Below are 25,203 nucleotides of genomic sequence, written 5' to 3'. Positions count from 1 at the left end.
GAAATAGCGATACAAAAAAAAAACTCAATTATGTCTAAAGAGAAAAATTATGTAAAGCGAACCCAGCGAGATTACAGTATGTCTCTCAAATTGCAAATCGTCCATGAGATTGAACGAGGAGAGTTATCTACACATGGCGCTTGTAAAAAATATGGTGTGCAAGCACGTTCAACAGTTGTTAGTTGGCTTAGAAAATTTGGTAACTTTGATTGGGAAACCCAAACCCCATCTCAAATGGCTAAAACACCTGAACAGCAAATCATGGAACTCGAAGCTAAAGTTACGCTTCTTGAAAAACAGAAAGCTCATCTGGAGCAACAAGTTAATTTTACGGATAAGAAAGCTATTATTTTTGATATGCTTATTGATATTGCAGAGAAAGAATATAATATCGATATCCGAAAAAACTCATCACCCGAACAATTGTCCTATTTAAAGAAGAACAAAAACAAACCTTAGGTTTTACCTGTAGTTTGTTCGGGATAGACAGGCAGGTCTATTATCGTAGCATTAAAAGAAAAATCTTAAAGCAATCAAAGTCTGAACAAGTCATTCTTATGGTAAGAAAGATTAGGATGAAAATGCCTCGTATCGGTACGAGAAAGTTGTATTATTTATTAAACCAGGAGCTTAGAGCATTGAAGATTGGAAGAGATATGTTTTTTAATATCCTCAAAGTAAACCATCTGCTAATATCTCCAAAACGGAGCTATCATATTACGACTAACTCATATCATCGTTTTAAAAAACACAAGAATTTAATTGAAAACTTAAAAATAATACGTCCTGAACAGGTTTGGGTATCCGATATTACATACATCGGAAAAAGAAGTAAGCCCTGCTATTTAAGCTTAGTAACAGATGCATATTCAAAACGGATCATGGGATTTAATGTAGCTACTAATTTAAATGCCGAAAATAGTCTTAAAGCTTTACAAATGGCTCTTAAGAGCAGGAAAAATAGTTGTTTGTCGTTAATCCATCACTCAGATAGAGGTATACAATATTGTTCTAATGAATATCAAAAAGTGATACGCAAGACTAAAAACCTGCGCTGTAGCATGACTGAGTCTTATGATCCATATCAAAATGCGGTCGCTGAAAGGGTAAATGGGATATTAAAACAGGAGTTTTTAGTAGATAGGTATAATGATCAGCAACTTAATATTATTAAGTTAGTAGTTAAGGAATCTATACAGATTTATAATCTAGTAAGACCGCATTGCTCTAATCATATGCTTACTCCGATGCAAATGCATCAGCAAAAAGAAATAGAAATGAAAACCTATAAAACAAAAAACAGAAGTAACCATGAAGCTACTTCTGTCTAAAAAATGTACTTTTATTATTATTAATCCTGTATTGCTATTCTAGGACTAGACATAAAATAGGGTGTTACGCAATAACGGCTTCACCATATAAATCAAATTCAGTGGCATCGGTAATTTTAACGTCTACAAATTCTCCGGTTTTCAGGTACGCTAAAGAAGCATCAATTAGTACTTCATTATCTACATCAGGGCTATCAAATTCTGTTCTTCCTACAAAGTGTGCTCCTTCTTTACGGTCAATAATACAACGTAATGTCTGCCCGATTTTTTCCTGGTTCAGTTCCCATGAAATTTGGGACTGAATTTCCATAATTTCATTGGCACGCTGTTGTTTTACTTCAGCAGGAACATCATCTTCCAATAGATAAGCGTGGGTATTTTCTTCATGGGAATAAGCGAAACAGCCCAAACGTTCAAAACGCATTTCTTCCACCCAGTTTTTCAGGATCTGGAAATCTTCTTCAGTTTCTCCCGGATAACCTACAATAAGTGTAGTACGGATGGTCATTCCAGGAACAGCCTCGCGGAATTCCTTTAATAACTTGGTCGTTTTTGCCTGTGTCGTTCCACGTCGCATGGATTTTAAGATCTTATCAGAGATATGTTGCAATGGAATATCCAGGTAATTACAGATTTTAGGCTCCCGCTTCATTAATTCCAGCACATCCATAGGAAATCCTGCCGGGAATGCATAATGAAGGCGAATCCATTCGATACCTTCAATAGCAGCAAGGTTCTCTAATAATTCAGCAAGGTTTCTTTTTTTATACAAATCAAGACCATAATACGTAAGGTCCTGTGCAATAAGGATAAGTTCTTTTACACCATTTTTTGCCAATCCTTTTGCTTCGTTTACTAATTTCTCAATAGATTGCGAAACGTGTTTACCACGCATTAAAGGGATAGCACAAAAACTGCACGGACGGTCACAGCCTTCTGCAATTTTAAGGTAAGCGTAGTTTTTAGGAGTTGTGGTAAGGCGTTCCCCTAATAATTCATGTTTGTAATCAGCACCTAAAGCTTTTAATAGTCCCGGTAATTCTGTAGTACCGAAGTACTGGTCAACATTCGGGATTTCCTTAATTAAGTCTGGTTTGTATCGTTCGGATAAGCAACCGGTAACAAATACTTTGTCTACCAGTCCTTGTTCTTTCTTGTCGACATAGTTAAGGATCATGTTTACAGATTCTTCCTTTGCATTATCAATAAAACCACAGGTGTTAATAACAATGATGTTTCCTTCTTCATGAGCAGGGGCTTCATGCTGTACGTCTTTACCGCTGGCACGCAACTGTCCCATAAGGACTTCACTGTCATAAACGTTCTTAGAACATCCTAAAGTGATTACATTAATTTTATTTTTCTTTAACGACTTGGTTCTCATAGAATTGTAAATTGGAGTGCAAAATTACGCTTTTTATCAATAGCGGACTAATTGTTACGGCATATTTTATGCTTCGCGGTTATTATCGAAACGGGGTAGAAATAAAAAACCATCCTGAATAGGTCTAGAGGATGGTTTTAAAAATAAATAGGGGTATCTTAAAAATCGAATGTTAATCCTAAAGAAACATTGTTATTGACTGATTTAATACGGGAGCTGTCTGTTAACCCGGTGTTGAACATTTGCTGGTCGTAATCTCTTTTGGCGTAAGAGTAGGCAAGGTCGAGTTTGGTTGCGCCAAAGTTGTATCCTAAACCTCCCGAAAAGCCCTGAAGATCACCAATTGTGTTTCCGTTTTTATAGGGACTTTGCTCAAAGCGATAACCGCCACGAAGGCTGAAATTCTGAATACGGTATTCAGCACCCACCCGAACTTCAGAAGTAACGTCCAGTATGTTTTTCATAATGCTGTTGTATTCCTGGAATGTAGGGTCATCGCTGGGTTTTAATTTGGTATCGCTGTAGGATTTTAAGGCGTAATCGATAGAGATCAATCCGTTGCTACCAAAGATATAGGCAAAACTTCCAGTGTATTTACTTGGTGTTTGTACTCTGTAGGAAGGATATACATTGGTAATACCTTCGTCAAATATAGCCGGAATACCACTACCGTCCCTGTAGGCTACCAGTGATTGTCTCAATTTGTCGTTAAGTTTCATCCAGGTTGGTGATTCGTAAGCAAGTCCAAAGCGGATGGCATTAGTCACTTTCGCAATCGCACCAACCTGAAAAGAGAAACCATTTCCATAGGTATACAATTCATTGCGGAAACGGATATTCCTTACATTAGTGCTGCCTGGTACAGCTGCGTTGTTATTGTTTTCGTAAAAATCGGTAGTGCTGGTGTAATCAGAAAAATGGGTGTTCAGGTTTAACCCCAAAGAAAGCCAGTCCTGATATTGTGCTGCTGCATTAAAAGAAACCTTACCATTGTAACCGGACGAATTAATATAATTAGCCTGGCTGTAATTTCCTCCCGGAACAACATTGGATGTGTAAAGTGTATTTTGTGGATTGGTGCTGTTCGGTTCCAATATGAAACTATCATATCCTAAAAAGGCATTTTGGTAATTTCCACCAAAAGCACCCAGGTAAGAGTAGAGTCCACCGGCAGTTTCTCCAGGTCGTGTTACGAGGTAATCCAAAGGCACGCCGTTCGCCTGATTGACAAAATACTGGCCTATTGAAGTCGTAGGGTTAGTTCCTGCCGAATAGAGTGAATTGTCAAAATTATTGGTATTTTCATAATTGACTGCCAGCGTAAGTTTTCTCCAGGAACTTTCCGGATTGTTATTGTTAAATACAAAAACACCACCAATTTGATTCAGGTCAAAAGAATTATCGTTTGCACTGGTTGTGGTCCCAAAATAATTGGATTTATTTTTAGTGTTGTAATTACTGATGGTAAAAGTAACCTGATTGTTGTTGAATATGGCTGAACCCGCCGGATTTACATTCAGGGAAGACAGATCGCCTCCTAAGGCACCAAATGCGCCACTCATGGCTCTGAACCGCGCTGTTCCATTCAGGTTGGTCTGCGAGTACCGCAGGGCATCAGAAATATCCTGAGCTTTTACAGCAGTGACACTTAAGCCTATTAAACCGAGAAGTAAGTATTTTTTCATTTTTTGATGTATTTTAATTGACAAAAAAAATACCCAAGTAAACCGCATTTGCAGTATTTAAATGGGTATTCAATAAAAGATTATAGCTTAACGACGACCTCCGCCACCGCCACCACCGGATCTTCCTCCTCCGCCACCGCCACCGCCAGATGATCTTCCGCCGCCATAACTTGGAGAAGGAGATGATGATCGGGTAGGTGTGTAGTTGCTATTGTTGCTTCGGGTTGACGAATTATTGGAATTATTATAGTTATAATTTGTATTGGACGATCTTGTAGTATTACTATTATTATAGTTGCTCCTTGTGGAGTTGTTCGGATTATAGGTATTTCTTGTAGTGTTGTTCGGATTATAGGTATTTCTTGTAGTGTTGTTCGTAAAGTTACTTCTGCTTCCACTATTAGTATAGTTAGAACGGGTATTGTTTGTCGTGAAAGAAGATCTTGAATAACGGTTTCCGTATCCAGAGCGTGTAGAGCTTAAAGTGCTTCTTCCTCCGTTGCGGTTTGCATAGCTGCTTCGGGATCCGTTATTGAAAGTGTTTGCTGCAGGGCTTCTGTAAGCGCCACGCCTTCCATTCACATAGGCATAATTTCCACCACCGTACCAGCCGTTACCATAATAAGGAGACCAGCTATTCCAGCCCCAACCGTAGTAAGGAGTGTACCAGTTGTTCCAACCCCAGCCCCAGCCAAGTCCCCAACCCCAGCCACCACCGTAGCCGTACCAATTGTTCCAGCCCCAGTTGGAGCCACCGTAGATATTTATAGAGACATTCTGGTTGTCATTGCCCCATCCGGAATATCCGCTGGTATATGCAATGTTACCCTGTGAGGTTTGATTTCCATTTTCATCAGCATAATAACCGTCCACATCAGTAAAGATTTCAACAGGCTCTTCTGCTACTTCATTAGAAAGAGAGCTGAAATATTCCTGGTAATGGTTACTATTTTGGTTTGAATTATTTGTGGTCCTGTTATTATTCCGGTTTTGTGAACCTGAACCGTATATCCCGTCGTTATCATAATAGGACTTGTTTTGGTATGAACTGCATGAAGCCAGAACAACACTAAGAAATCCAATTATCGTATAAAGGGAAATTTTCTGGGTTGAAAAATAATAAGTTTTCATATATCGGTAATTTAATTGTTGGACAATACAAAAATAGTTAGTTTTGTGGAACTATTTTAGTTAATTTAAGTTAAACAATATTTGTGCCAAATAATTAAAAATGAGCAAGAACTTGACAAAAAGATCGGAAGATTATTCCAAATGGTATAACGAATTAGTGGTAAAGGCTGACCTTGCCGAAAACTCAGGCGTTAGGGGTTGTATGGTGATCAAGCCCTACGGTTATGCAATTTGGGAAAAAATGCAGGCGGAGCTTGACAGAATGTTCAAGGAGACCGGGCATCAGAATGCCTATTTTCCTTTGTTTGTTCCGAAAAGCATGTTCGAAGCCGAAGAAAAAAATGCGGAAGGATTTGCAAAAGAATGTGCAATTGTTACCCATTACAGATTAAAAACAGATCCTGACAATAAAGGTAAGTTAATTGTTGACCCCAATGCAAAGCTGGAAGAGGAATTGATTGTGCGTCCTACAAGTGAAGCTATTATATGGAGTACTTATAAAGGATGGGTACAGTCGTATCGTGATTTGCCCCTGCTGATTAATCAATGGGCGAATGTAGTGCGATGGGAAATGAGGACACGTCTTTTTTTACGAACTGCGGAATTCTTATGGCAGGAAGGGCATACGGCGCATGCGACGCAATCAGAAGCGATCACAGAATCAGTACAAATGATGAATGTATATGCTGAATTTGCCCAGAATTTCATGGCAATGCCAGTAATTAAAGGATTTAAAACAGAAACGGAGCGTTTTGCAGGAGCGGAAGAGACTTATTGTATCGAAGCGCTAATGCAGGATGGAAAAGCATTACAGGCCGGGACATCCCACTTTTTAGGGCAAAACTTTGCCAAAGCTTTTGATGTGAAGTTTGCTAATGCAGAAGGAAAGCAGGAACATGTATGGGGAACTTCCTGGGGTGTTTCCACCCGATTGATGGGTGCCCTGGTAATGACACACTCTGATGATAACGGATTGGTATTGCCACCAAGCCTGGCACCAATACAGGTGGTTATCGTGCCTATCTATAAAACAGAGGAGCAATTGGAGACTATTTCTGCAGAAGTGGCTACACTAACCGCAGAATTAAAAAAACGCGGTATTGTAGTGAAGTATGACAATCGTACTACGCATAAGCCCGGATTTAAATTTAATGAATATGAATTAAAAGGCGTGCCCGTTCGAATTGCTGTTGGTCCAAAAGATCTTGAAGAAGGTACTTTTGAAGTTGCCAGACGTGATACGCTAACTAAAGAGGTTGTTTTGAAGGGAAGCATCGTAAATTATGTGAGCGACCTTCTGGAACAGATCCAGAGTGATTTATTTACAAAAGCATTAAATTATAGGGATGCTCATATTACGGAAGTAAATAGTTTTGAGGAATTTAAGGAAGTTTTAGAACATAAAACCGGCTTTATTTCGGCACATTGGGACGGTACAGCCGAAACAGAAGAGCAAATTAAAGACCTAACAAAAGCAACAATTCGTTGTATTCCCCTTGACCGTAAAGAAGAGGCTGGAACCTGCGTGTTTACTGGGAAACCGTCCGTTGGAAGAGTGCTTTTTGCTAAGGCTTATTAAAAAAAATGAAAAAAAGTTGCTTCAGCTATTGTACGGATAAAAAATAGTTGTATTTTTGCATCCGCAATAACGAAGTAATGGTCCGTTCGTCTATCGGTTAGGACGCCAGGTTTTCATCCTGGTAAGGGGGGTTCGATTCCCCCACGGACTACAAAAATCAGGATATTGAAATATATCCTAAGCAGAAAAATAGGTAATGGTCCGTTCGTCTATCGGTTAGGACGCCAGGTTTTCATCCTGGTAAGGGGGGTTCGATTCCCCACGGACTACAAAAAAAATAATAAAGAAAAAAATCATTTAAGAAAATGGCAAATCATAAGTCAGCTTTAAAAAGAATCAGAAGCAACGAAAAGAAAAGAGTGTTGAACAGATACCAACACAAAACTACTCGTAACGCTATAAAAGCATTACGTTTAGCTACAGATAAAGGAGAAGCTTCTGCAAAATTATCAAGTGTAATCTCTATGATCGATAAGTTAGCGAAGAAAAATATCATTCATGATAACAAGGCTTCTAACTTGAAATCTAAATTGACAAAACACGTATCTGCACTATAGTTGATACATATGTTTTAAACATATAAAAAAACTTCCGGTCTTCACCGGGAGTTTTTTGTTTTACATCCATTTGCTTTTTAAATTTTCCAGCATTTCCTTAGAGATGGGTTTTGATAAAAAATCAATTACAATGGGGAATTCGCCTACTCTTCTCAGGTCTGCAGGGTCAATGGTAGAGGATAGGATAATTACTTTCGTACCCCGGAACGCGGCGTACTCCTCGTTTGAAAAGCGTTCTAAGAACTCCCATCCGCCCATAATAGGCATGTTCAGGTCCAGGAATATCAATTCTGGATAATCCATCGGCTCAGAATTCTCGCTTAATAGTGTATCATAATATTCCAGCGCTTCCTGTCCGTTAAAGGCTGTAATGATTTCGTCTGTAAATGCTGCTTTTTTAATGACCATCTTGTAAAGCATCAATGCGATTGAATCGTCGTCAACGCAGAAAACTTTTTTCAGCATAGTGTTATTTTTTGAATATTAATTTGAATTTGGTGCCTTTCTCAATCTCGCTTTCTAATTCGATCGTGCCGCCCATGCTTTCTACCTGGGATTTTACTAAATATAGGCCCAGTCCTTTGCTCTCCTGGCTAAGATGGTGGAATTTTTGATACAATCCAAAAATTCGGTCCTTGTATCTTTCGGTGTCTATGCCAAGTCCGTTGTCTTCAAAAGTCATTTCGATAGTTTTCTTTTTGATTTTTACGGTTACCGCTATTTTTAATGCTCTTTCTTCTGATTTGTATTTTAGCGAATTTGAAAATAAGTTGGATAAAATGCTTTCAAAATAGCTTTTGTTAATCAGTAATTCAGTGTTTTTGGGTACGCTAATTTCGATGCTCGCATTTGTTGTGTTGATTATGGCTGGAATCTGGCTTATTGCCTTTGAAATGGTTTGATGTATGTCTATTACCTCTGTATTTAATGATGGATTATCTTTTATGATAATTACTTTCACAAGGTCGTCGATAGTTTCGTTGAGCTGGTGCGTAGATTTTCTAAAACCCTGGAGAAGTTCTTCGAGTTCCGGGTTGTCTACTGGAATTTCCTCTAATAGGTTTAATAATCCGGTTAAATTGGATAAAGGGGCTCTTATATTATGTGATGTAATGTAAGAGAATTGTCTTAGGTCTTTATTATTGCGTGTGAGTTCCCGTATCAGGTGTTCTTTTTCCTTTTCCTGTAATTTTCGTTCAGTAATGTCTCTTTGTATGGCAATGGTGTGTGTGGTACCTTCACTGCTGTCTACCGGAACGCCAGAGATATTGGTCCAGAACTCTTCTCCGTTTTTCTTATAGGTTATGATTTCTATTTCGCAGGATTGCCCGTTGTCTATGGTGCTGTTGAGTTTTGTAAGTTCTTTGGCATCTGATTTAGGACCAAAAAAGATGGCAGAAGATTTTCCTAAAAGCTCTTCTTTCTGATATCCGGTCATTTCGGTCAGTGCGTCATTGACATAAACGATTTTTGCGTTATTGTTGTGTTTTTGTTTTTCGGTAATGATGATGCCTTCTTTGGTGTGTGTGATGACGGATTCTAAAAGGCGAAGGCGTTGTTCTTCCTGCTTTTGTTTAGTGATATCCTGCATAGAGGCAATCATTCGCAATAGGTTGCCATTTTCGTCGCGGACTAAAAAACCACGGTCAAAAACATATTTATAAGTGCCATCCGCACATTTGAGGCGGTATTCATCTTGCCATTTTTCGACTTTTTCTTCTAAAAAATTATAGAGTTTTACAGACACGCGCATGCTGTCTTCCGGATGTACACGGTCAAACCACCATTTGGAGTTTGTGCCTACATCTTCTTTTTTGTAGCCGAAAATGGTTTCGATGCCCTTGTTCCAGGTGAACTTGTCTTCCGGAAGGTTCCAGTCCCAAATAGTATCGCTGGTAGCCTTGGCGACCATATCGTAGCGTTCTTTTGCGTATTCGGTTTCCTCAATGTTGCTTTTATTTTCCATCAGGACGCCTAACAGGTTGGCAGCTCTTTCTATAAAAGCAATTTCCTCGTCTTTCGGTTTCTTGAGGTCTTTAAAGTATAATACTATGGCGGCAAATATGGTGCCGTTGCTTTTTCTGACAGGAATGAGCCAGCAGGATTGAAATCCAAATTCTGCAACTAAAGGAGTGTATTCCTGCCATTTTGTATTATGGCTCAGGTTTTCAATATAGATACTTTTTCCCTTGATAAAAAATCGTTCATAGGCTTCCGGATTGGGTAGGAATTGAATGCTGCTGATGATTTTAGCATAAGGCGCCGGCATTTTTTTACCGGACAGGAATTCGGCAATATTTTCGTGATCCAGTTTTTGTATCGAACACCAGGATGCCGGAATAAGGTTTTCTATATTTTCGGTTAATTTATGAAGCACTTCCGTGAATGGTATTCTTGGGGAGGCATTGAGTTCGTAAATTTTCTTTTCGAAGCCCAGGATTTTTTCCTGGAACTTTCGTGTGGAAATATCCTGCATGGCACCCAACTTTCGAACGGCCTGGTTATTTTCGTAAATGATAAAAAAGCGATCCAGGATATAAGCATAAGTCCCATCGTTTCTCCGGAACCGGTATTCGATCTGGTGGTTGGAGGGATTGCCGGATTTTATAATTTTAGAGGTAAAGTGTAATACTTTTCGCTTGTCATCCGGATGGATGCGTGATTCCCAAAATTTTAAATTTTCGGAGTTGTTTATTATATCGTAGCCAAATAGTTTTTTATAGCCAGAGCCGGAAAGGTAAATTTCACTGGTGTTAAAGTCATAATCGTAAATGGCGTCGCTGGTGGCCCGGGCAACAGATTCGTACCGTTCGGTGCTGATTTTTATTTTTAAATCGGCTTTAATCCTTTCGGTGACATTTCTGGAATTTGCAACGATGCCATTAATGGTAGGGTCGTTCAGCATATTCGTGATTACCGTTTCGAGCCAAATCCAGTTTCCATCGGCACATTTGAATTTGAATGGTGCGATGTGTATCCTTTTTTGGTCGTCAAGGTTTTGGTACAATTGGTAGAAATAATTATAGTCTTCTTCAAAAACAAACTGACGGACGTTTTTGCCGATCATTTCCTCATTGCTATAGCCTAAAATCGATTCGTGATTGGGACTGGCGAACTGAAAGTTGCCTTGGTGGTCGAGTACGGTTATCAGATCAGTACCTTCCTGTACCAGAGAACGCAGGCGGATGGAGTCAATTTTTAAATTCTGCTTTTCTGCTTTTTTTAGATTGATGTCGGTAACGGTTACAATGCGCGCATTCCTGCCTTTGAAAGTGGTTTCTATACTTTTGACTGCTACATAAATAATTTTGCCATTTTTTTTAATATGGCGGTGTATGCCCCGGTTTATTTTTTTAGAATGTTTCTTTTCGGACAAGCGTTTGTGGGCTTTTTCTAAATCATCTTTCGGGATGATGTCGGTTACTTTCATCTTTAGGAATTCTTCTTTGCTGTATCCGTAGGATGCTATTGCAGCATTGTTTACGTCAAGAAAATCAAAGGTATCAATGTCGTAAATCAGGTTGTTTTCTGGAATAGAGTTGAAAACCGCATTATAAGGATCGAAATTAGGCTGCTTTTTTAGAAGTAAGCTTCTTTCGAGGGCAAAAAGTATTCGTTTTTGAATGAATTGTATTGGTAGTCCTGTGGTGTCCAGAACGTCCAGGGCACCTTGTTGTATGTACAGAGCTTCGGTTGTGTCAATTGTCGTATTGTCCCGGGTAAGTATGATAAAAGCGGGTATATCTGTAGTTTCGTTTTCTTTGTTTTTTAAGTTTTCTGTCGTGTGTAATTGTTCGAAAAAAACAGATTGTAAAAGAACGAGGTCAAAGTTGCTTACTATGCTGGTGTCAGTAGGGAATGTGCTCGTGTATGTTGTAGAAATTATATAATTGCCAAGCATGGGGTCAATTATTTCTGCATCATCTGAAGCGGTGCTTATAATAAGGATTTTGAGTGTTCTGATGGAATCCGTCATGTAAGTAAGTGTATTTTGTGTATTTTCTCGAATGGTGGTTCATGACATGGGATAGTTTAGTTTTTATTTAAACTATTGAATTACAATGGCTTCTAAAGAGTGTCTTTAGGGGTTGACTTCATGATTTCAGAATTAGTTAAGTGTAAAAATACATTATTTTTTAATTAAATCTTAAACAATTATAAATATGATGAAAACAATCATTTGTGAGGGTGATGTGGCGTAAATCCTAAGTGTTTCGGGGAGGTCAAAATGAATTGATTATTACCACATTATTATTATATTACTGGATACGATAACTGCCTTATAAAAAACATTTTATATATCAAAATAAAGTGTACCTTTGCAACTTCAAAAAAATACAGATGGAATCTATCAGGAACATTGCAATTATTGCCCACGTCGATCACGGTAAAACTACTTTGGTTGATAAAATTATGTATCATTGTCAACTTTTCCGTGAAAACGAAAATACGGGAGACTTAATTCTTGACAATAACGATTTAGAACGTGAAAGAGGTATTACTATTACTTCTAAAAACGTTTCTGTAATGTATAAAGGAACAAAAATCAACATTATAGATACCCCAGGTCACGCGGATTTTGGTGGTGAAGTAGAGCGTGTATTGAATATGGCTGACGGTGTTTGTCTGCTTGTAGATGCTTTCGAGGGGCCTATGCCTCAAACGCGTTTTGTATTGCAAAAAGCGATTGACTTAGGATTGAAACCTTGTGTAGTAATCAATAAAGTAGATAAAGAAAACTGTACTCCTGAAGAAGTTCATGAGAAAGTTTTTGACCTGATGTTCGAATTGGGCGCTACCGAAGAACAATTGGATTTTCCAACTGTATATGGTTCTGCTAAAAATAACTGGATGTCTGATGATTTCAGAAACCAGACGGATAACATCGAGCCTTTGTTAGACATGGTTATTGCTAATGTTCCAGCTCCTAAAGTATCTGAAGGTACACCTCAGATGTTGATTACTTCTTTAGATTTTTCCGCTTTTACAGGTCGTATTGCTATTGGTCGTCTTGAAAGAGGAGTTCTTAAAGAAGGTATGCCAATCTCATTAGTAAAAAGAGATGGTAGTATATCTAAATCTCGTATCAAAGAACTTCATACTTTTGAAGGACTTGGTCGTAAAAAAGTACAAGAGGTTATTGCTGGAGATATTTGTGCAATCATTGGAGTTGAAGGGTTTGAAATTGGTGATACTATTGCTGATTTTGAAAATCCTGAAGGTCTAAAAACGATTGATATCGATGAGCCTACAATGAGTATGTTGTTTACAATTAATGACTCTCCTTTCTTTGGTAAAGAGGGTAAATTTGTAACTTCTCGTCATATTAGAGAAAGATTGACAAAAGAATTAGAGAAAAACTTAGCGATGAAGTTAGGTGAAACTGATTCTGCTGATAAATTCATGGTTTTTGGTCGTGGAGTACTTCACTTATCTGTTCTTATTGAAACAATGAGAAGAGAAGGGTATGAGTTGCAAATTGGTCAGCCACAGGTTATCATCAAAGAAATTGATGGTAAAAAATGTGAGCCAATTGAGGAATTGACTATCGATTTACCAGAATCACTTTCAGGTAGAGCGGTAGAGTTTGTTTCTTTCCGTAAAGGAGAAATGTTGAGTATGGAAACTAAAGGGGAACGTATGATTATTAAATTTAATATTCCATCACGTGGAATTATTGGATTGCGTAACCAATTACTTACTGCAACAGCTGGTGAGGCTATTATGGCGCACCGTTTTATTGGATATGAGCCTTACAAAGGAGAAATTTCCGGACGTAACAAGGGTTCATTGATTTCTATGGAAAAAGGAAAAGCTATTCCTTATTCTATCGATAAATTACAAGATCGTGGTAAGTTTTTTGTTGAACCAAATGCCGAAATCTACGAAGGTCAGGTAATTGGAGAAAACTCTCGTGGTGATGATATGTGTGTAAACGTAACTAAAGAGAAAAAACAATCTAACGTTCGTTCTTCTGGAAATGATGAGAAAGCAAGGATTATTCCTCCGATTATTTTCTCATTAGAGGAAGCTTTGGAATATATTCAGAAAGATGAGTATGTAGAGGTTACGCCAAAATCTATTCGTTTGAGAAAAATCTATTTGACAGAAACAGATAGAAAACGTTTCAAAATATAATTGTCTATTGAGGCAATGCTAAAAAAGCCATTCGAAAGAATGGCTTTTTTATTTTAGAGAAACTGCGGATTATTGCAATTTCAATTGCATGATTTCGAGGTCCAGCCAGCGGTCAAATTTATGTGCTACTTCCGTGATAGTGCCGCAGGATGTGAATCCGAATTTTTTATGGAAGGCGATACTTGTTGCGTTTGCAGCATCAATACACCCAATCATCAGATGATAGTTTTGGGCTTTGGCAGTGGTTATAAGTGCCTCCAGCAATATTTTTCCAACACCATGACCAGTATGTTCCGGGTCAACATAGACGGAATGTTCGACTGTAGGGTGGTAAGCTGGTTTTTCCCGGAAAGTCCCATAGGTGCCAAATCCAATCGCTTTTCCGTTAAGGTCTGCGACCAGTACAGGGAAGTTTGCAGTAATTTTATTTTCATACCATTTTTCGTGTGCTTCCCACGTTCGGGCTTCGTAATCGTAGAGCGCGGTAGTGTGGAGGATGGCGTGGTTAGTGATCTTCAGGATCATTTCCAGATCTTCTGTTTTTGCCGGCCTGATTTTTAGTTCCATTATCCTGTTGCTTTTATTTTTTAATCCGTTCAAAGATAAAAAAACTTTAGACTAATTTGTATGAAAGTCTGCTTGGGGAATAGTAAATTTGCTCTACTTTGAGTGAAGCTTTTCGCTATGCTTATAAGAAATAATAACTTCAGAATCTACAGGATGATATACCCCAAAATACCTTTGGCGCAAAGTATAATAGAAATTTGTAAAAGCCGGGGCATCAAGAATATTGTAATTTCTCCGGGCTCCCGGAACGCACCTTTGACTATTGGATTTGTGAATAATCCGTATTTTAACTGTTATAGCATCGCTGACGAGCGCTGTGCAGCCTTCTTTGGTATGGGAATAGCGCAGCAAAATTCCGAGCCAGTAGCATTGGTATGTACGTCGGGATCGGCATTGTTGAATTATTATCCAGCAGTTGCTGAAGCTTTTTATAGCCAGATCCCACTATTGGTTATTTCGGCCGACCGGCCCCATGATAAAATCGATATAGGGGATGGGCAGACCATACGACAGGAAAATGTCTACCAAAATCATATCTTATATAGTGCTAACCTTGCAGAGATGGCGTCGCCTGAGAATGATTTGGAAATCCATAATGCGATTACTATTGCGAAACGGCAAAAGGGCCCGGTGCATATCAATGCGCCCTTTGAGGAGCCTCTATATGAGACAATCCCGGAGGCTACGGTTGTTTCCTTGGTTGTTGCAGACGGCTTAGTGAATAATTCCATTACTTCCGATGAACTAAAGCCCTATGCTTCGCAATGGAATACCGTAAAAAAGAAACTAATATTAGTTGGGGTTAATCCTCCGAATGTGTTGGAGCAGGAGTTGTTGGAGCAGTTGGCAACTGATGGATCTGTGGTGGTAATGACAGAGACGACTTCGAATCTGCATCATCCAGATTTTATCACCAATATCGATACTATTATCACGCCATTTACAGTTGCCGATTTTGAGGCTTTCCAGCCTGATATCCTGCTGACCTTCGGTGGTATGGTGGTTTCTAAAAGAATAAAAGCTTTTCTTAGGAAATATAAGTCACAGTTGCACTGGCATGTTGATGTGCTTCGGTCCTATGATACCTTTGGGAATCTGACAAAGCATTTTGAAGTAAGTCCTCAAACATTTTTCAGTACATTTTTGCCATTGACGATTCCTGTCGAAAGTGATTATGATGAAAAAATGCAAAAAATAAGGGAACTGCGAAGTATAAAACATGAAGAATACCTGCGAAAAACACCATTTTCAGATTTCAAGGTTTTTGAAACGGCTATTCCTTCGCTTCCTAAAAACAGCCAGCTCCAATTGAGTAATAGTTCTACGATCCGCTATGCGCAACTTATTGCAATCGATCCTGCTATTGAAGTGTATTGCAATCGGGGTACAAGCGGCATTGATGGAAGTACTTCTACGGCTATTGGTGCTGCAGTAGCTTCGGGCAGGCAAACGGTGCTTATGACGGGCGATATTGGCTTTTTGTATGATAGTAATGCGCTGTGGAATACTTACATTCCGGCTTCATTCCGTATTATAGTCCTGAATAATGGTGGTGGTGGTATTTTTCGCATTCTGCCAGGACATCAGGAAACACCGGTATTTAATACTTTTTTTGAAACCTCACATCACTATACGGCAGCACATCTTGCGAAAATGTATGGGTTTACCTATGTGACGGCGCATGATGAAAATGAACTTAAAGTTCAACTTAAAGGATTTTATGAGCCAGGTGATGCTCCGGCTATTTTAGAAGTTTTTACGCCTATGCTTGAGAACGATGCTGTTTTATTGCAGTATTTTAAAGAACTTGTTTAGAAATAAAGAGCTTGTTTCTATTGTAAGGCCGCTTCATTGAAGCGGCCTTTTTTTATGGGTCATTTTTTAGGCCATTTCAGATTGTAATCATTACATGGGAATCACGAAAGGGATTGGTTTTGTATTTACGGCATTTTTCTATTTTTGGTTTTAATTTAAAACCAAAATAGCTTTATTTGTTTTAATAATTATATTAATACATCAAATTTGCTTTAGTAAATAAATGAAAACATTAATAGTAAGAATATATGTGTGGAATATTAGCCATTATAGGAAAAGGAAAAGATGAAGAGTTGGTCAAACTGCTTTCTAAAAGAATGTCTCACAGAGGGCCGGATGAAAGTGATTTAGTTGTTACGGAAAAAGGGCATATCCTGAGTCATGAAAGATTATCTATTATTGATCTTACTACAGGGAAACAGCCTATTCAGGGTTCTAATAGAGCCTATATGATCCATAATGGCGAAATTTACAATCATCAGGATCTGAGGGATAATGAATTGCAGCACCATGCTTTTCGGACGACTTCCGATTCTGAGGTTATTGTGCACTTGTATGAAGAATACGGATATGATTTTTGCAACAAGCTTGATGGGATTTTTGCTTTTGTTGTTGTGAATGGTGATGATTTTATTGCCGGACGAGACCCTTTGGGTGTAAAGCCGCTGTATTATGGGCTTGATGAAAGAGGGCGTATTTATTTTTCTTCAGAAATGAAAGCGATCTCAGACCAGTGCAAGACATTTTCAACCTTTCCTCCGGGACATTATTACACGGCAAAAACCGGTTTTGTTAAATATTACAAACCACAATGGGAAGATGCTGCAAAAGCTGTTGAGGATTTGGACTTAGCAGTGATTCGCGAAACCCTTACAACTGCCGTGCAAAAAAGGTTAATGAGTGATGTCGAGATTGGTGTATTGCTTTCCGGCGGGCTTGATTCTTCCTTGATTTCTGCAATTGCAGCCCGCTTGATGAAGCAGGAAGGAAAGCAGCTGCATTCCTTTTCTATAGGGCTTAATGCGGAGGCTCCAGATACAAAAGCAGCACGAAATGTGGCAGAATTCCTGGGTACAGAACATCATGAAATCCATTTTTCGGTAGAAGAAGGGATTCGTATCCTGGATAAATTAATATGGCATCTTGAAACGTATGATGTAACGTCAGTTCGGGCGAGTACACCCATGTATTTTCTATCCCAGGCCATTACGGATTTGGGAATTAAGGTGGTACTGTCGGGAGAAGGTGCCGATGAGATATTTGGTGGTTACCTTTACTTTAGAAATGCCCCTTCCGATGATGAATTCCAGAAAGAAACCATCGAGCGCGTACAGAAGCTTTTTACCGCTGATTTACTCCGCGCCGATAAGTCCACCATGGCTTTTGGGCTGGAAGCCCGCGTTCCCTTTTTGGATAAGGCCTTTTTGGAAGCTGCAATAAAAATAAAATCAGTTGAAAAGCAGCCTAAAACCTATGATGGCATAGAAAAATATATCCTTAGGAAAGCTTTTGATACGCCTGAAGCACCTTATTTGCCGGAAGAAGTATTATGGCGCCAGAAAGAACAATTTTCGGATGGCGTAGGATACAATTGGATTGATGAGCTGATAGCATATTGTTCGATTCAGATCACTGACTATCAATTGGAAAGGGCAGGGGAGCGTTTTCCATACAATACCCCGACCACGAAAGAAGCTTATTTTTATAGGGATATTTTTCATAAACATTTCCCGCAGGTTAGTGCGGCACAGACCGTGCGGAAATGGATTCCTAAATGGCAGGAAAACACTGATCCGAGCGGAAGAGCCAATGCGGCTCACGTAAATGCGGATACTACCATTGCCCATGGTGTATCTGTAGCGCAGGATTAAGTTTAGTTAGTTTGGAAAAAAGCATCAGCATTACCTGCTGATGCTTTTTGTGTTTTAAGGGTTTATTTGTAGCAGATTAGGTATCGATTCCTGATTTTGCAAGATGCTTTTAGGGTTTGGGAATAAATGCCGATTTTCTGATGGAAATGTTGATAACTTAAAGGCTAAAAACATCATTTGTACCCGATTATCCCTTCGGTTTTCATATATTTGTTCGTTAAACATAAAAACATACAGAATAACATTTATATGAGCGAAGAAATCAAAAAAAATAATTATTCAGCAGACAGTATTCAGGCTCTGGAAGGAATGGAGCATGTAAGAATGCGACCTTCGATGTATATTGGAGATGTAGGAGTTAGAGGATTACACCACCTGGTTTATGAAGTTGTCGATAACTCTATTGACGAAGCGATGGGTGGGCATTGCGATACCATTTCGGTTGCTATAAATGAGGATAATTCGATTACCGTTGAAGATAACGGTCGTGGAATTCCGGTGGATATGCATAAAAAAGAAGGCGTTTCTGCTTTGGAGGTTGTAATGACCAAAATTGGAGCCGGAGGTAAATTTGATAAAGATTCTTATAAAGTATCCGGTGGACTTCACGGGGTAGGGGTTTCTGTTGTAAATGCACTTTCAAACCATATGACTTCTACGGTTTTCCGCGATGGTAAAATCTATGAGCAGGAATATGCAAAAGGAAAAGCCCTTTATCCTGTAAAACAGATAGGGGAAACGGAAAAAAGAGGGACAAGACAAACGTTTTATCCGGATGATACCATCTTTACACAGACTGTTGAATTCTCTTTTGATACATTATCTGCCCGTATGCGGGAACTTTCCTTCCTGAATAAAGGAATTACAATCACCTTTACCGATAAAAGAGAAGTTGATAAAGAAGGAAATTTCATTTCTGAAGTATTCCATTCTACAGAAGGATTAAAAGAGTACATACGCTTCCTGGACGGAAATCGCGAGCCGATTATTTCCCATGTGATCAGTATGGAAAATGAAAAAAGTGAAATACCGGTAGAGGTAGCGCTGATTTACAATTCCAGTTATGCTGAAAATATCTTTTCGTATGTAAATAATATCAATACACACGAAGGAGGGACGCATTTGTCAGGATTCCGTAGAGGGCTTACAAATACGTTGAAAAAATATGCCGATGCTTCCGGGTTATTGGATAAATTGAAATTTGAGATTGCAGGGGATGACTTCCGTGAAGGATTAACGGCTATTATATCCGTTAAGGTGGCTGAACCTCAGTTTGAAGGACAGACTAAAACGAAGTTAGGAAACCGTGAAGTAGTGGCGCCAGTAAGCCAGGCAGTTTCTGAAATGCTGGAAAACTATCTGGAGGAAAATCCAAACGATGCCCGAATTATTATCCAAAAGGTAATATTGGCTGCCCAGGCTCGTCATGCTGCTAAAAAAGCACGTGAAATGGTACAGCGTAAAACAGTTATGGGTGGTGGCGGACTTCCTGGAAAACTTTCAGATTGTTCTGAGCAGGATCCTGCAAAATGTGAGGTTTTCCTTGTCGAGGGAGACTCTGCAGGTGGAACCGCTAAACAAGGACGCGATCGTAATTTTCAGGCGATTCTTCCTTTAAGGGGTAAGATCCTGAATGTGGAAAAAGCGATGCACCACAAAGTATTTGAAAACGAAGAGATCAAGAATATATTTACCGCTTTAGGAGTAACAATAGGGACTAATGAAGATTCAAAAGCTTTGAACCTTGAAAAGTTACGTTACCACAAGGTAGTCATTATGTGTGATGCCGATGTCGATGGTAGCCATATCTCTACCTTAATCCTGACTTTCTTCTTCCGATTTATGCGGGAGCTGATTGAAAACGGACACGTATACATTGCAACGCCACCTTTGTACCTTGTTAAAAAAGGAAATAAAAAAGAATATGCATGGAACGATAATCAGCGTGACATTGCGAATGAGAAAATGGGTGGTAGTGCCGGTATCCAGCGTTATAAAGGTCTTGGAGAGATGAATGCAGAGCAATTATGGGAAACCACTATGAATCCTGAATTCAGAACGCTAAGAAAGGTAACAATTGATAATCTCCCGGAAGCCGATCGTATCTTCTCTATGTTAATGGGGGATGAAGTGCCACCACGAAGAGAATTTATCGAGAAAAATGCAGCCTATGCAAAAATCGATGCTTAAATAGTGGGTCAGTTCTGCTGTCAATGATAAAATGTTTAAAAGGATGCCTGAAAAAAGGCATCCTTTTTTTTGTGTTCCTATTTTTAGTGTGATAAGAGCTGAAAATAAATAGTTTTTTATAGGGAGTACTCAATTGGGTTTTGATAAATTTGTGAGAACAACATTTTAATCGGCTATCGATTGTATTGCCTGAAGTGTTATTTTGAAAAGTATAGGGCATTGTAATCGGATAGTTGTATAAAATTGATATATTTAGAAAGAAATTAATACTATAAAAAATTAAAGATATGAAAGTTACTATTGTAGGTGCCGGAAATGTAGGCGCTACCTGTGCAGATGCTATAGCATACCGAAGAATTGCAAGCGAAATTGTCTTATTGGATATCCGTGAAGGTTTTGCAGAAGGTAAAGCGCTTGATATTTCTCAAACAGCAACGACTTTGGGATTTAATACCAAAGTGACAGGAAGTACAAATGATTATTCAAAGACAGCGGGCAGCGATGTGGTGGTGATTACTTCAGGTATTCCAAGGAAACCAGGGATGACCCGTGAGGAACTGATAGGCATCAATGCTGGCATCGTTAAAACTGTTGCGGAAAATGTGCTTAAATTTTCACCGGATACTATAATTGTAGTCGTTTCTAATCCTATGGATACGATGACCTACCTGACGTTGAAATCTACCGGGCTTCCTAAAAACCGAATTATCGGAATGGGTGGTGCATTGGATGGTTCGCGTTTTAAGACCTATTTGTCGCAGGCATTGGATAAACCGGCAAATGATGTTCAGGGAATGGTGATCGGTGGTCACGGAGACACTACAATGATCCCATTGACGCGTTTAGCTACTTATAATGGTATACCGGTTTCTCAATTTTTATCAGTAGAAGAACTTGCTAAAGTAGCAGCTGATACTATGGTTGGGGGTGCAACACTGACAGGGCTTTTAGGAACGTCAGCCTGGTATGCTCCGGGAGCGTCTGTAGCCTATTTGGTGGATAGTATCCTGAACGATCAGAAAAAACTAATCCCATGTTCCGTTTTTGTAGAAGGAGAATACGGTCAAAATGATATTTGTATCGGTGTTCCTTGTGTAATCGGTAAAAATGGCGTAGAAAAAATTGTAGATATTCAACTGAATGATGCAGAGAAAACCCTCTTTGCCAAAAGTGCGGATGCAGTAAGAAGTATGAATGATGCCCTGAAATCGGTACTCGAATAAATAATATAAAATGAATACCCAAAAAGACTGCAGCCGTGCAGTCTTTTTTTTGATATTAATCAATAAATTAATTGGTTAATCCTATGTTAAATTATATATTTGCTCGTTTTTAGAAAAAATGGAGCCATACAATTTGTAAGTCTAAAGCTTTTTGGAGTTATAAATGGTATTGTTTTGTTTTGACAAAAGCAGGGAATACAAACAAAAATTAATTAATTTTAGTACTAATGCAGAATAAAGGACTTATTAAATTTTTTGCAATAATATTTGCACTGGTAAGTATTTACCAACTTACGTTTACCTATGTTGCCGACAAAGTCGAGGGCGATGCGAAAGCATTTGCTAAAGGCAACGAAGCTGTGGAATTGAAATATCTGGATTCCATGAACAGTGAAAAAGTTTATCCGTTATTAGGATTTACTTACGGCGAGGTACAAGATAAAAAGATCAACAAAGGTCTTGACCTTGAAGGAGGGATTAACGTAATCTTACAAGTGTCTGTAAAAGATATCGTGAAAGGGTTAGCGAACAATTCTAAAAACCCGGTATTTAATAAAGCCTTAGCGGAAGCGACAAAAAACACTGAAAACAGTAAGCGTCCTTACCTGGATGTATTTTTTGAAGCTTTTGACAAAGCCTCTGCTGAAGCAGGTGGAAAAATAAAATTAGGCTCTCCTGAAGTTTTTGCCAACAGAAACTTAAGTGGTGAGATTGATTTTCAAATGTCCGACGCCCAGGTTAAAACCGTTATCCGCAAAAAAGTAGATGAGTCTATCGAAAGTGCATTCCGTGTTTTAAGAGAGCGTATCGACAAATTTGGTGTAACACAGCCTAATATCCAAAAATTAGGAGAAACCGGAAGAATCCTTGTAGAGCTTCCAGGTGCAAAGGATGTGGATCGTATCAAGAAATTATTACAAAGTACAGCTCAGTTAGAGTTCTGGGAAGTATACAAAGCAGAAGAAATTGGCCAGTTCGTAATGGCGGCTAACGAAGCTTTGAAAAAAACAGAGAAATCTGTTGAAGTAAAAGAAACGGCTAAAACCGGTATCGATACTTTATTGACCAGCGCAACTAAAGATTCTGCAAAAACAGTAAAAGGAAACAATCCTATTTTTGATAAAATTATCGCTGGTGGTGGTGGTCCTATCCTGGGCTATTTCTCTCCAAAGGATACTGCAGTAATCAATAGCTATTTCAAAAGAACTGATATCAGAGCTTTGCTTTCAGCAGATCAGCGTTATGCCCGATTTGCATGGGGTAAACCAACTTCTATCAAAAATGAAAAAGGAGTTAATGTTGACGCTGTAGAATTATATGCTTTAAAAGGTAACAGAGAAAACCAACCGCAATTGGGTGGTGGTGCTGTAATTGACGCTAAAGCTGATTTTGACCAATTCGGAAAACCTTCTGTAACCATGAAAATGAGCCCTGCAGGTTCTAAGAAATGGGAAGAAGTAACGAGAAATGTAGCAGCTCAAAAAGGAGCTATCGCTATTGTTTTGGATAACGTAGTATATTCTGCACCGAATGTAAATGAAGCAATTTCTGGAGGAAGCTCTGTGATCACTGGTAAATTTACACTTACAGAAACTAAAGATTTAGAAAACGTATTAAGAGCGGGTAAACTGCCTGCTGCAGCTGATATCGTACAATCAGAAATTGTAGGGCCATCTTTAGGCCAGGAAGCAATTGATAATGGTATCTTATCTTCTATCATCGGTCTTTTATTAGTGTCCTTATGGATGGTAGTTTACTACGGTAAAGCGGGATGGTATGCTAATATTGCATTATTGGTTAACTTATTGTTCCTTTTTGGATCATTAGCCAGTTTAGGAGCTGTATTGACATTGCCTGGTATTGCAGGTATCGTTTTGACCATGGGTACTGCAGTGGATGCAAATATTATTATCTATGAGCGGGCGAAAGAAGAGCTTCGCATGGGTAAATCACTTAGTGAGTCGATTAAAGCGTCATTCAGCTGGAGAGGTGCGATGTCATCTATTACAGATGCTAACGTTACACACTTATTGACAGGTGCAGTATTATTAATCTTCGGTACAGGTCCAATCAAAGGATTTGCAACGACTTTATTAATCGGTATTATAACGTCTTTATTTACTTCTATCTTCATTACAAGAATGTTATTGGATTGGAGTATCAACAAGAAAAACAACCTCACGTTTGTGACTTCAATGTCTAAAAACTGGTTTACAAATTTCCATTATGACTTCTTAGGGAAAAAGAAATATACTTACATCATCTCCAGTATTGTTGTAATTGTAAGTATTGCTTCTTTATGCATCAATGGACTGGAAGAAGGAGCTGACTTTAAAGGTGGGCGTACTTTCCAGGTGAAATTTGAGAAACCAATTTCTACAGATGAAGTAAAAGAAGAACTTTCTAAAGTTTTTGGAACTGCTGAAGCTAAAATATTTGGTAATTCAGATCAGTTGAAAATTACGACTACTTATAAAGTAGAAGAGCATGGAGTTCAAGCAGATGAGGAAGTAAACAAACTGATGTATGAGACGTTGAAAAAACATTATACTACAGGAATTACTTATGAGCAGTTTGTAAACGCTTATGCCGGTAAGAAATTAGGAATCCTTCAGGCTTCTAAAGTGGGACCAACGATTGCTGATGATATCAAAACAAATTCATACTATGCGGTATTGGGAGCTATGGCAATTGTTTTCCTTTACCTGATGATCAGTTTTAGAAAATGGCAGTACAGCCTTGGTGCTATCGCTGCTGTAGCGCATGACGTTATATTTGTATTGGGTATCTACTCTTTATGCTATAAATTTATGCCTTTCAACATGGAAGTAGATCAGCATTTTATCGCGGCTATCCTTACAGTAATTGGTTATTCTATGAATGATACTGTAATTGTATTTGACAGGATCAGGGAATATCTGGCAGGTAAAACTACAGGTACTTTTAATGAAATTGTAAACCGTTCTATCAATACGACAATGTCCAGAACAATCAATACTTCCTTAACGATGGTCTTGGTATTATTGATTATGTTTATCTTCGGTGGTGAGTCTATCAGAGGTTTCATCTTCGCGATGCTTGTGGGTATCATTGTAGGAACTTATTCTTCTTTGTTTATTGCGACTCCGGTACTTTGTGATACTATCTCTGATGCAGAGCACAAAAGAATTGAAGAACTGCACAATAACAACGCTCAGGAAACAGTTTAATTCCAAAGCACAAATTATATATAGAGAAGGATCTGGGAAACCAGGTCCTTTTTTTTGGTAGCAACCCTATTGATTTTGCGTTATTTTTATAAAAGATAATGGGCTGGTCGTCGCATTAAATCGTATAAAGACATTCTTTCTAGCAGGGGAAGTGAGGTGTAGTGAGTGCTGTAAGAAATAGTGTTAGGCCATAAGAACCTTTTAATTCTTAGGTGCTATTTTTGTATAATTAATAAGGGTTACACGGAGTGATTCGTATGAAGGAGTGCTGGTGTGAAATGCGGGCTTTTAAGCTATGGTATAGTGATGCTGGTGAAAGATGTCGTGTTTTTAGAGTAATAGGTTTAGAAGTGTGCTTATATTGGAAAAACCGGTCAATTTGACCACCTAATTCCGGAGTAAATTGACCACCCGTTCCGGAGCAAACTGACCACCTAATTCCGGAGCAAATTGACCACCAAGTTTTGTGGTGAATTAAGTATTAAAAACTATTGATTTTTTCATGTTGTTAGAACCATACATT

General features: G+C 38.7%; 16 protein-coding genes and 2 tRNA genes. 12 read left to right on the top strand and 6 right to left on the bottom strand.

The features are described 5' to 3' along the window. Positions 1–30 precede the first annotated feature (30 nt). Together FK004_RS19505 and FK004_RS17020 are read left to right on the top strand one after the other, a co-directional pair. A complete protein-coding gene (locus FK004_RS19505) occupies positions 31–459 on the top strand; it encodes a hypothetical protein (protein WP_227871586.1) in 429 nt (142 codons plus the stop codon). A 14-nt stretch (positions 460–473) separates the two neighbouring features. Next, a complete protein-coding gene (locus FK004_RS17020; RefSeq protein ID WP_262497658.1) occupies positions 474–1,331 on the top strand; it encodes an IS3 family transposase in 858 nt (285 codons plus the stop codon). 64 nt (positions 1,332–1,395) lie between these two features. Here the strand turns inward: FK004_RS17020 and rimO are convergent, their stop codons facing one another. The 3 genes from rimO to FK004_RS17005 all read right to left on the bottom strand — a co-directional run bounded on the left by rimO (position 1,396) and on the right by FK004_RS17005 (position 5,531). Further along, positions 1,396–2,715, bottom strand: a complete 1,320-nt coding sequence (gene rimO, locus FK004_RS17015; RefSeq protein WP_108738340.1) for a 30S ribosomal protein S12 methylthiotransferase RimO — start codon at positions 2,713–2,715, stop codon at positions 1,396–1,398. 158 nt (positions 2,716–2,873) lie between these two features. Then, positions 2,874–4,400: an OmpP1/FadL family transporter gene (locus tag FK004_RS17010; protein ID WP_108738890.1), complete on the bottom strand. Its 1,527-nt coding sequence runs from the start codon at positions 4,398–4,400 to the stop codon at positions 2,874–2,876. Between the two features lie 87 nt (positions 4,401–4,487). Then, complete coding sequence (locus FK004_RS17005) at positions 4,488–5,531, bottom strand: hypothetical protein (protein WP_108738339.1); 1,044 nt, start codon at positions 5,529–5,531, stop codon at positions 4,488–4,490. A 100-nt stretch (positions 5,532–5,631) separates the two neighbouring features. Between FK004_RS17005 and proS the strand changes: the two genes are divergently transcribed. From proS to rpsT, 4 genes are all read left to right on the top strand, one after another. Beyond that, positions 5,632–7,110: a proline--tRNA ligase gene (proS, locus tag FK004_RS17000; RefSeq protein WP_108738338.1), complete on the top strand. Its 1,479-nt coding sequence runs from the start codon at positions 5,632–5,634 to the stop codon at positions 7,108–7,110. Positions 7,111–7,189: 79 nt separating this feature from the next. Beyond that, positions 7,190–7,261: transfer RNA gene (locus FK004_RS16995), tRNA-Glu, on the top strand. A gap of 47 nt (positions 7,262–7,308) precedes the next feature. Then, positions 7,309–7,379 (top strand) — tRNA-Glu (locus FK004_RS16990). A gap of 36 nt (positions 7,380–7,415) precedes the next feature. Further along, positions 7,416–7,667 carry a 30S ribosomal protein S20 gene (rpsT, locus tag FK004_RS16985; protein ID WP_108738337.1) on the top strand — a complete coding sequence of 84 codons (252 nt, stop codon included), beginning with the start codon at positions 7,416–7,418 and terminating at the stop codon, positions 7,665–7,667. A 60-nt stretch (positions 7,668–7,727) separates the two neighbouring features. On the opposite strand, the gene FK004_RS16980 is transcribed toward rpsT, so the two are convergent. Together FK004_RS16980 and FK004_RS16975 are read right to left on the bottom strand one after the other, a co-directional pair. Next, a complete protein-coding gene (locus tag FK004_RS16980) occupies positions 7,728–8,132 on the bottom strand; it encodes a response regulator (protein WP_108738336.1) in 405 nt (134 codons plus the stop codon). Between the two features lie 4 nt (positions 8,133–8,136). Then, the gene (locus FK004_RS16975; RefSeq protein WP_108738335.1) at positions 8,137–11,643 is read right to left on the bottom strand and encodes a PAS domain S-box protein; all 3,507 of its coding nucleotides are present in this window, start codon (positions 11,641–11,643) and stop codon (positions 8,137–8,139) included. Between the two features lie 365 nt (positions 11,644–12,008). Between FK004_RS16975 and typA the strand changes: the two genes are divergently transcribed. Continuing rightward, on the top strand, positions 12,009–13,805 hold the full coding sequence (gene typA, locus FK004_RS16970) for a translational GTPase TypA (RefSeq protein WP_108738334.1): 1,797 nt from the start codon (positions 12,009–12,011) through the stop codon (positions 13,803–13,805). A gap of 69 nt (positions 13,806–13,874) precedes the next feature. On the opposite strand, the gene FK004_RS16965 is transcribed toward typA, so the two are convergent. Then, on the bottom strand, positions 13,875–14,372 hold the full coding sequence (locus tag FK004_RS16965) for a GNAT family N-acetyltransferase (protein ID WP_108738333.1): 498 nt from the start codon (positions 14,370–14,372) through the stop codon (positions 13,875–13,877). Between the two features lie 153 nt (positions 14,373–14,525). Between FK004_RS16965 and menD the strand changes: the two genes are divergently transcribed. From menD to secDF, 5 genes are all read left to right on the top strand, one after another. Then, a complete protein-coding gene (gene menD, locus FK004_RS16960; protein ID WP_108738332.1) occupies positions 14,526–16,187 on the top strand; it encodes a 2-succinyl-5-enolpyruvyl-6-hydroxy-3-cyclohexene-1-carboxylic-acid synthase in 1,662 nt (553 codons plus the stop codon). A 248-nt stretch (positions 16,188–16,435) separates the two neighbouring features. Then, positions 16,436–18,058 carry an asparagine synthase B gene (gene asnB, locus FK004_RS16955; RefSeq protein ID WP_108738331.1) on the top strand — a complete coding sequence of 541 codons (1,623 nt, stop codon included), beginning with the start codon at positions 16,436–16,438 and terminating at the stop codon, positions 18,056–18,058. Between the two features lie 249 nt (positions 18,059–18,307). Beyond that, a complete protein-coding gene (gyrB, locus tag FK004_RS16950) occupies positions 18,308–20,248 on the top strand; it encodes a DNA topoisomerase (ATP-hydrolyzing) subunit B (RefSeq protein WP_108738330.1) in 1,941 nt (646 codons plus the stop codon). Between the two features lie 287 nt (positions 20,249–20,535). Further along, positions 20,536–21,471, top strand: coding sequence for a malate dehydrogenase (gene mdh, locus FK004_RS16945; protein ID WP_108738329.1), 936 nt, complete (start codon positions 20,536–20,538; stop codon positions 21,469–21,471). A 227-nt stretch (positions 21,472–21,698) separates the two neighbouring features. Further along, the gene (gene secDF / locus FK004_RS16940) at positions 21,699–24,680 is read left to right on the top strand and encodes a protein translocase subunit SecDF (protein ID WP_108738328.1); all 2,982 of its coding nucleotides are present in this window, start codon (positions 21,699–21,701) and stop codon (positions 24,678–24,680) included. Positions 24,681–25,203: the final 523 nt, after the last annotated feature.

Source organism: Flavobacterium kingsejongi (assembly GCF_003076475.1).
Lineage (GTDB): Bacteria > Bacteroidota > Bacteroidia > Flavobacteriales > Flavobacteriaceae > Flavobacterium > Flavobacterium kingsejongi.
This window is presented reverse-complemented; position numbering and strand designations above follow the sequence as displayed.

Excerpts from the sequence above, each read along its gene's own strand:
- FK004_RS19505 (WP_227871586.1), top strand. The coding sequence starts at position 31 with ATGTCTAAAGAGAAAAATTATGTAAAGCGAACCCAGCGAGATTACAGT.
- rimO (WP_108738340.1), bottom strand. The coding sequence starts at position 2,715 with ATGAGAACCAAGTCGTTAAAGAAAAATAAAATTAATGTAATCACTTTA.
- FK004_RS17010 (WP_108738890.1), bottom strand. The coding sequence starts at position 4,400 with ATGAAAAAATACTTACTTCTCGGTTTAATAGGCTTAAGTGTCACTGCT.
- FK004_RS17005 (WP_108738339.1), bottom strand. The coding sequence starts at position 5,531 with ATGAAAACTTATTATTTTTCAACCCAGAAAATTTCCCTTTATACGATA.
- proS (WP_108738338.1), top strand. The coding sequence starts at position 5,632 with ATGAGCAAGAACTTGACAAAAAGATCGGAAGATTATTCCAAATGGTAT.
- rpsT (WP_108738337.1), top strand. The coding sequence starts at position 7,416 with ATGGCAAATCATAAGTCAGCTTTAAAAAGAATCAGAAGCAACGAAAAG.
- FK004_RS16980 (WP_108738336.1), bottom strand. The coding sequence starts at position 8,132 with ATGCTGAAAAAAGTTTTCTGCGTTGACGACGATTCAATCGCATTGATG.
- FK004_RS16975 (WP_108738335.1), bottom strand. The coding sequence starts at position 11,643 with ATGACGGATTCCATCAGAACACTCAAAATCCTTATTATAAGCACCGCT.
- typA (WP_108738334.1), top strand. The coding sequence starts at position 12,009 with ATGGAATCTATCAGGAACATTGCAATTATTGCCCACGTCGATCACGGT.
- FK004_RS16965 (WP_108738333.1), bottom strand. The coding sequence starts at position 14,372 with ATGGAACTAAAAATCAGGCCGGCAAAAACAGAAGATCTGGAAATGATC.
- menD (WP_108738332.1), top strand. The coding sequence starts at position 14,526 with ATGATATACCCCAAAATACCTTTGGCGCAAAGTATAATAGAAATTTGT.
- asnB (WP_108738331.1), top strand. The coding sequence starts at position 16,436 with ATGTGTGGAATATTAGCCATTATAGGAAAAGGAAAAGATGAAGAGTTG.
- gyrB (WP_108738330.1), top strand. The coding sequence starts at position 18,308 with ATGAGCGAAGAAATCAAAAAAAATAATTATTCAGCAGACAGTATTCAG.
- mdh (WP_108738329.1), top strand. The coding sequence starts at position 20,536 with ATGAAAGTTACTATTGTAGGTGCCGGAAATGTAGGCGCTACCTGTGCA.
- secDF (WP_108738328.1), top strand. The coding sequence starts at position 21,699 with ATGCAGAATAAAGGACTTATTAAATTTTTTGCAATAATATTTGCACTG.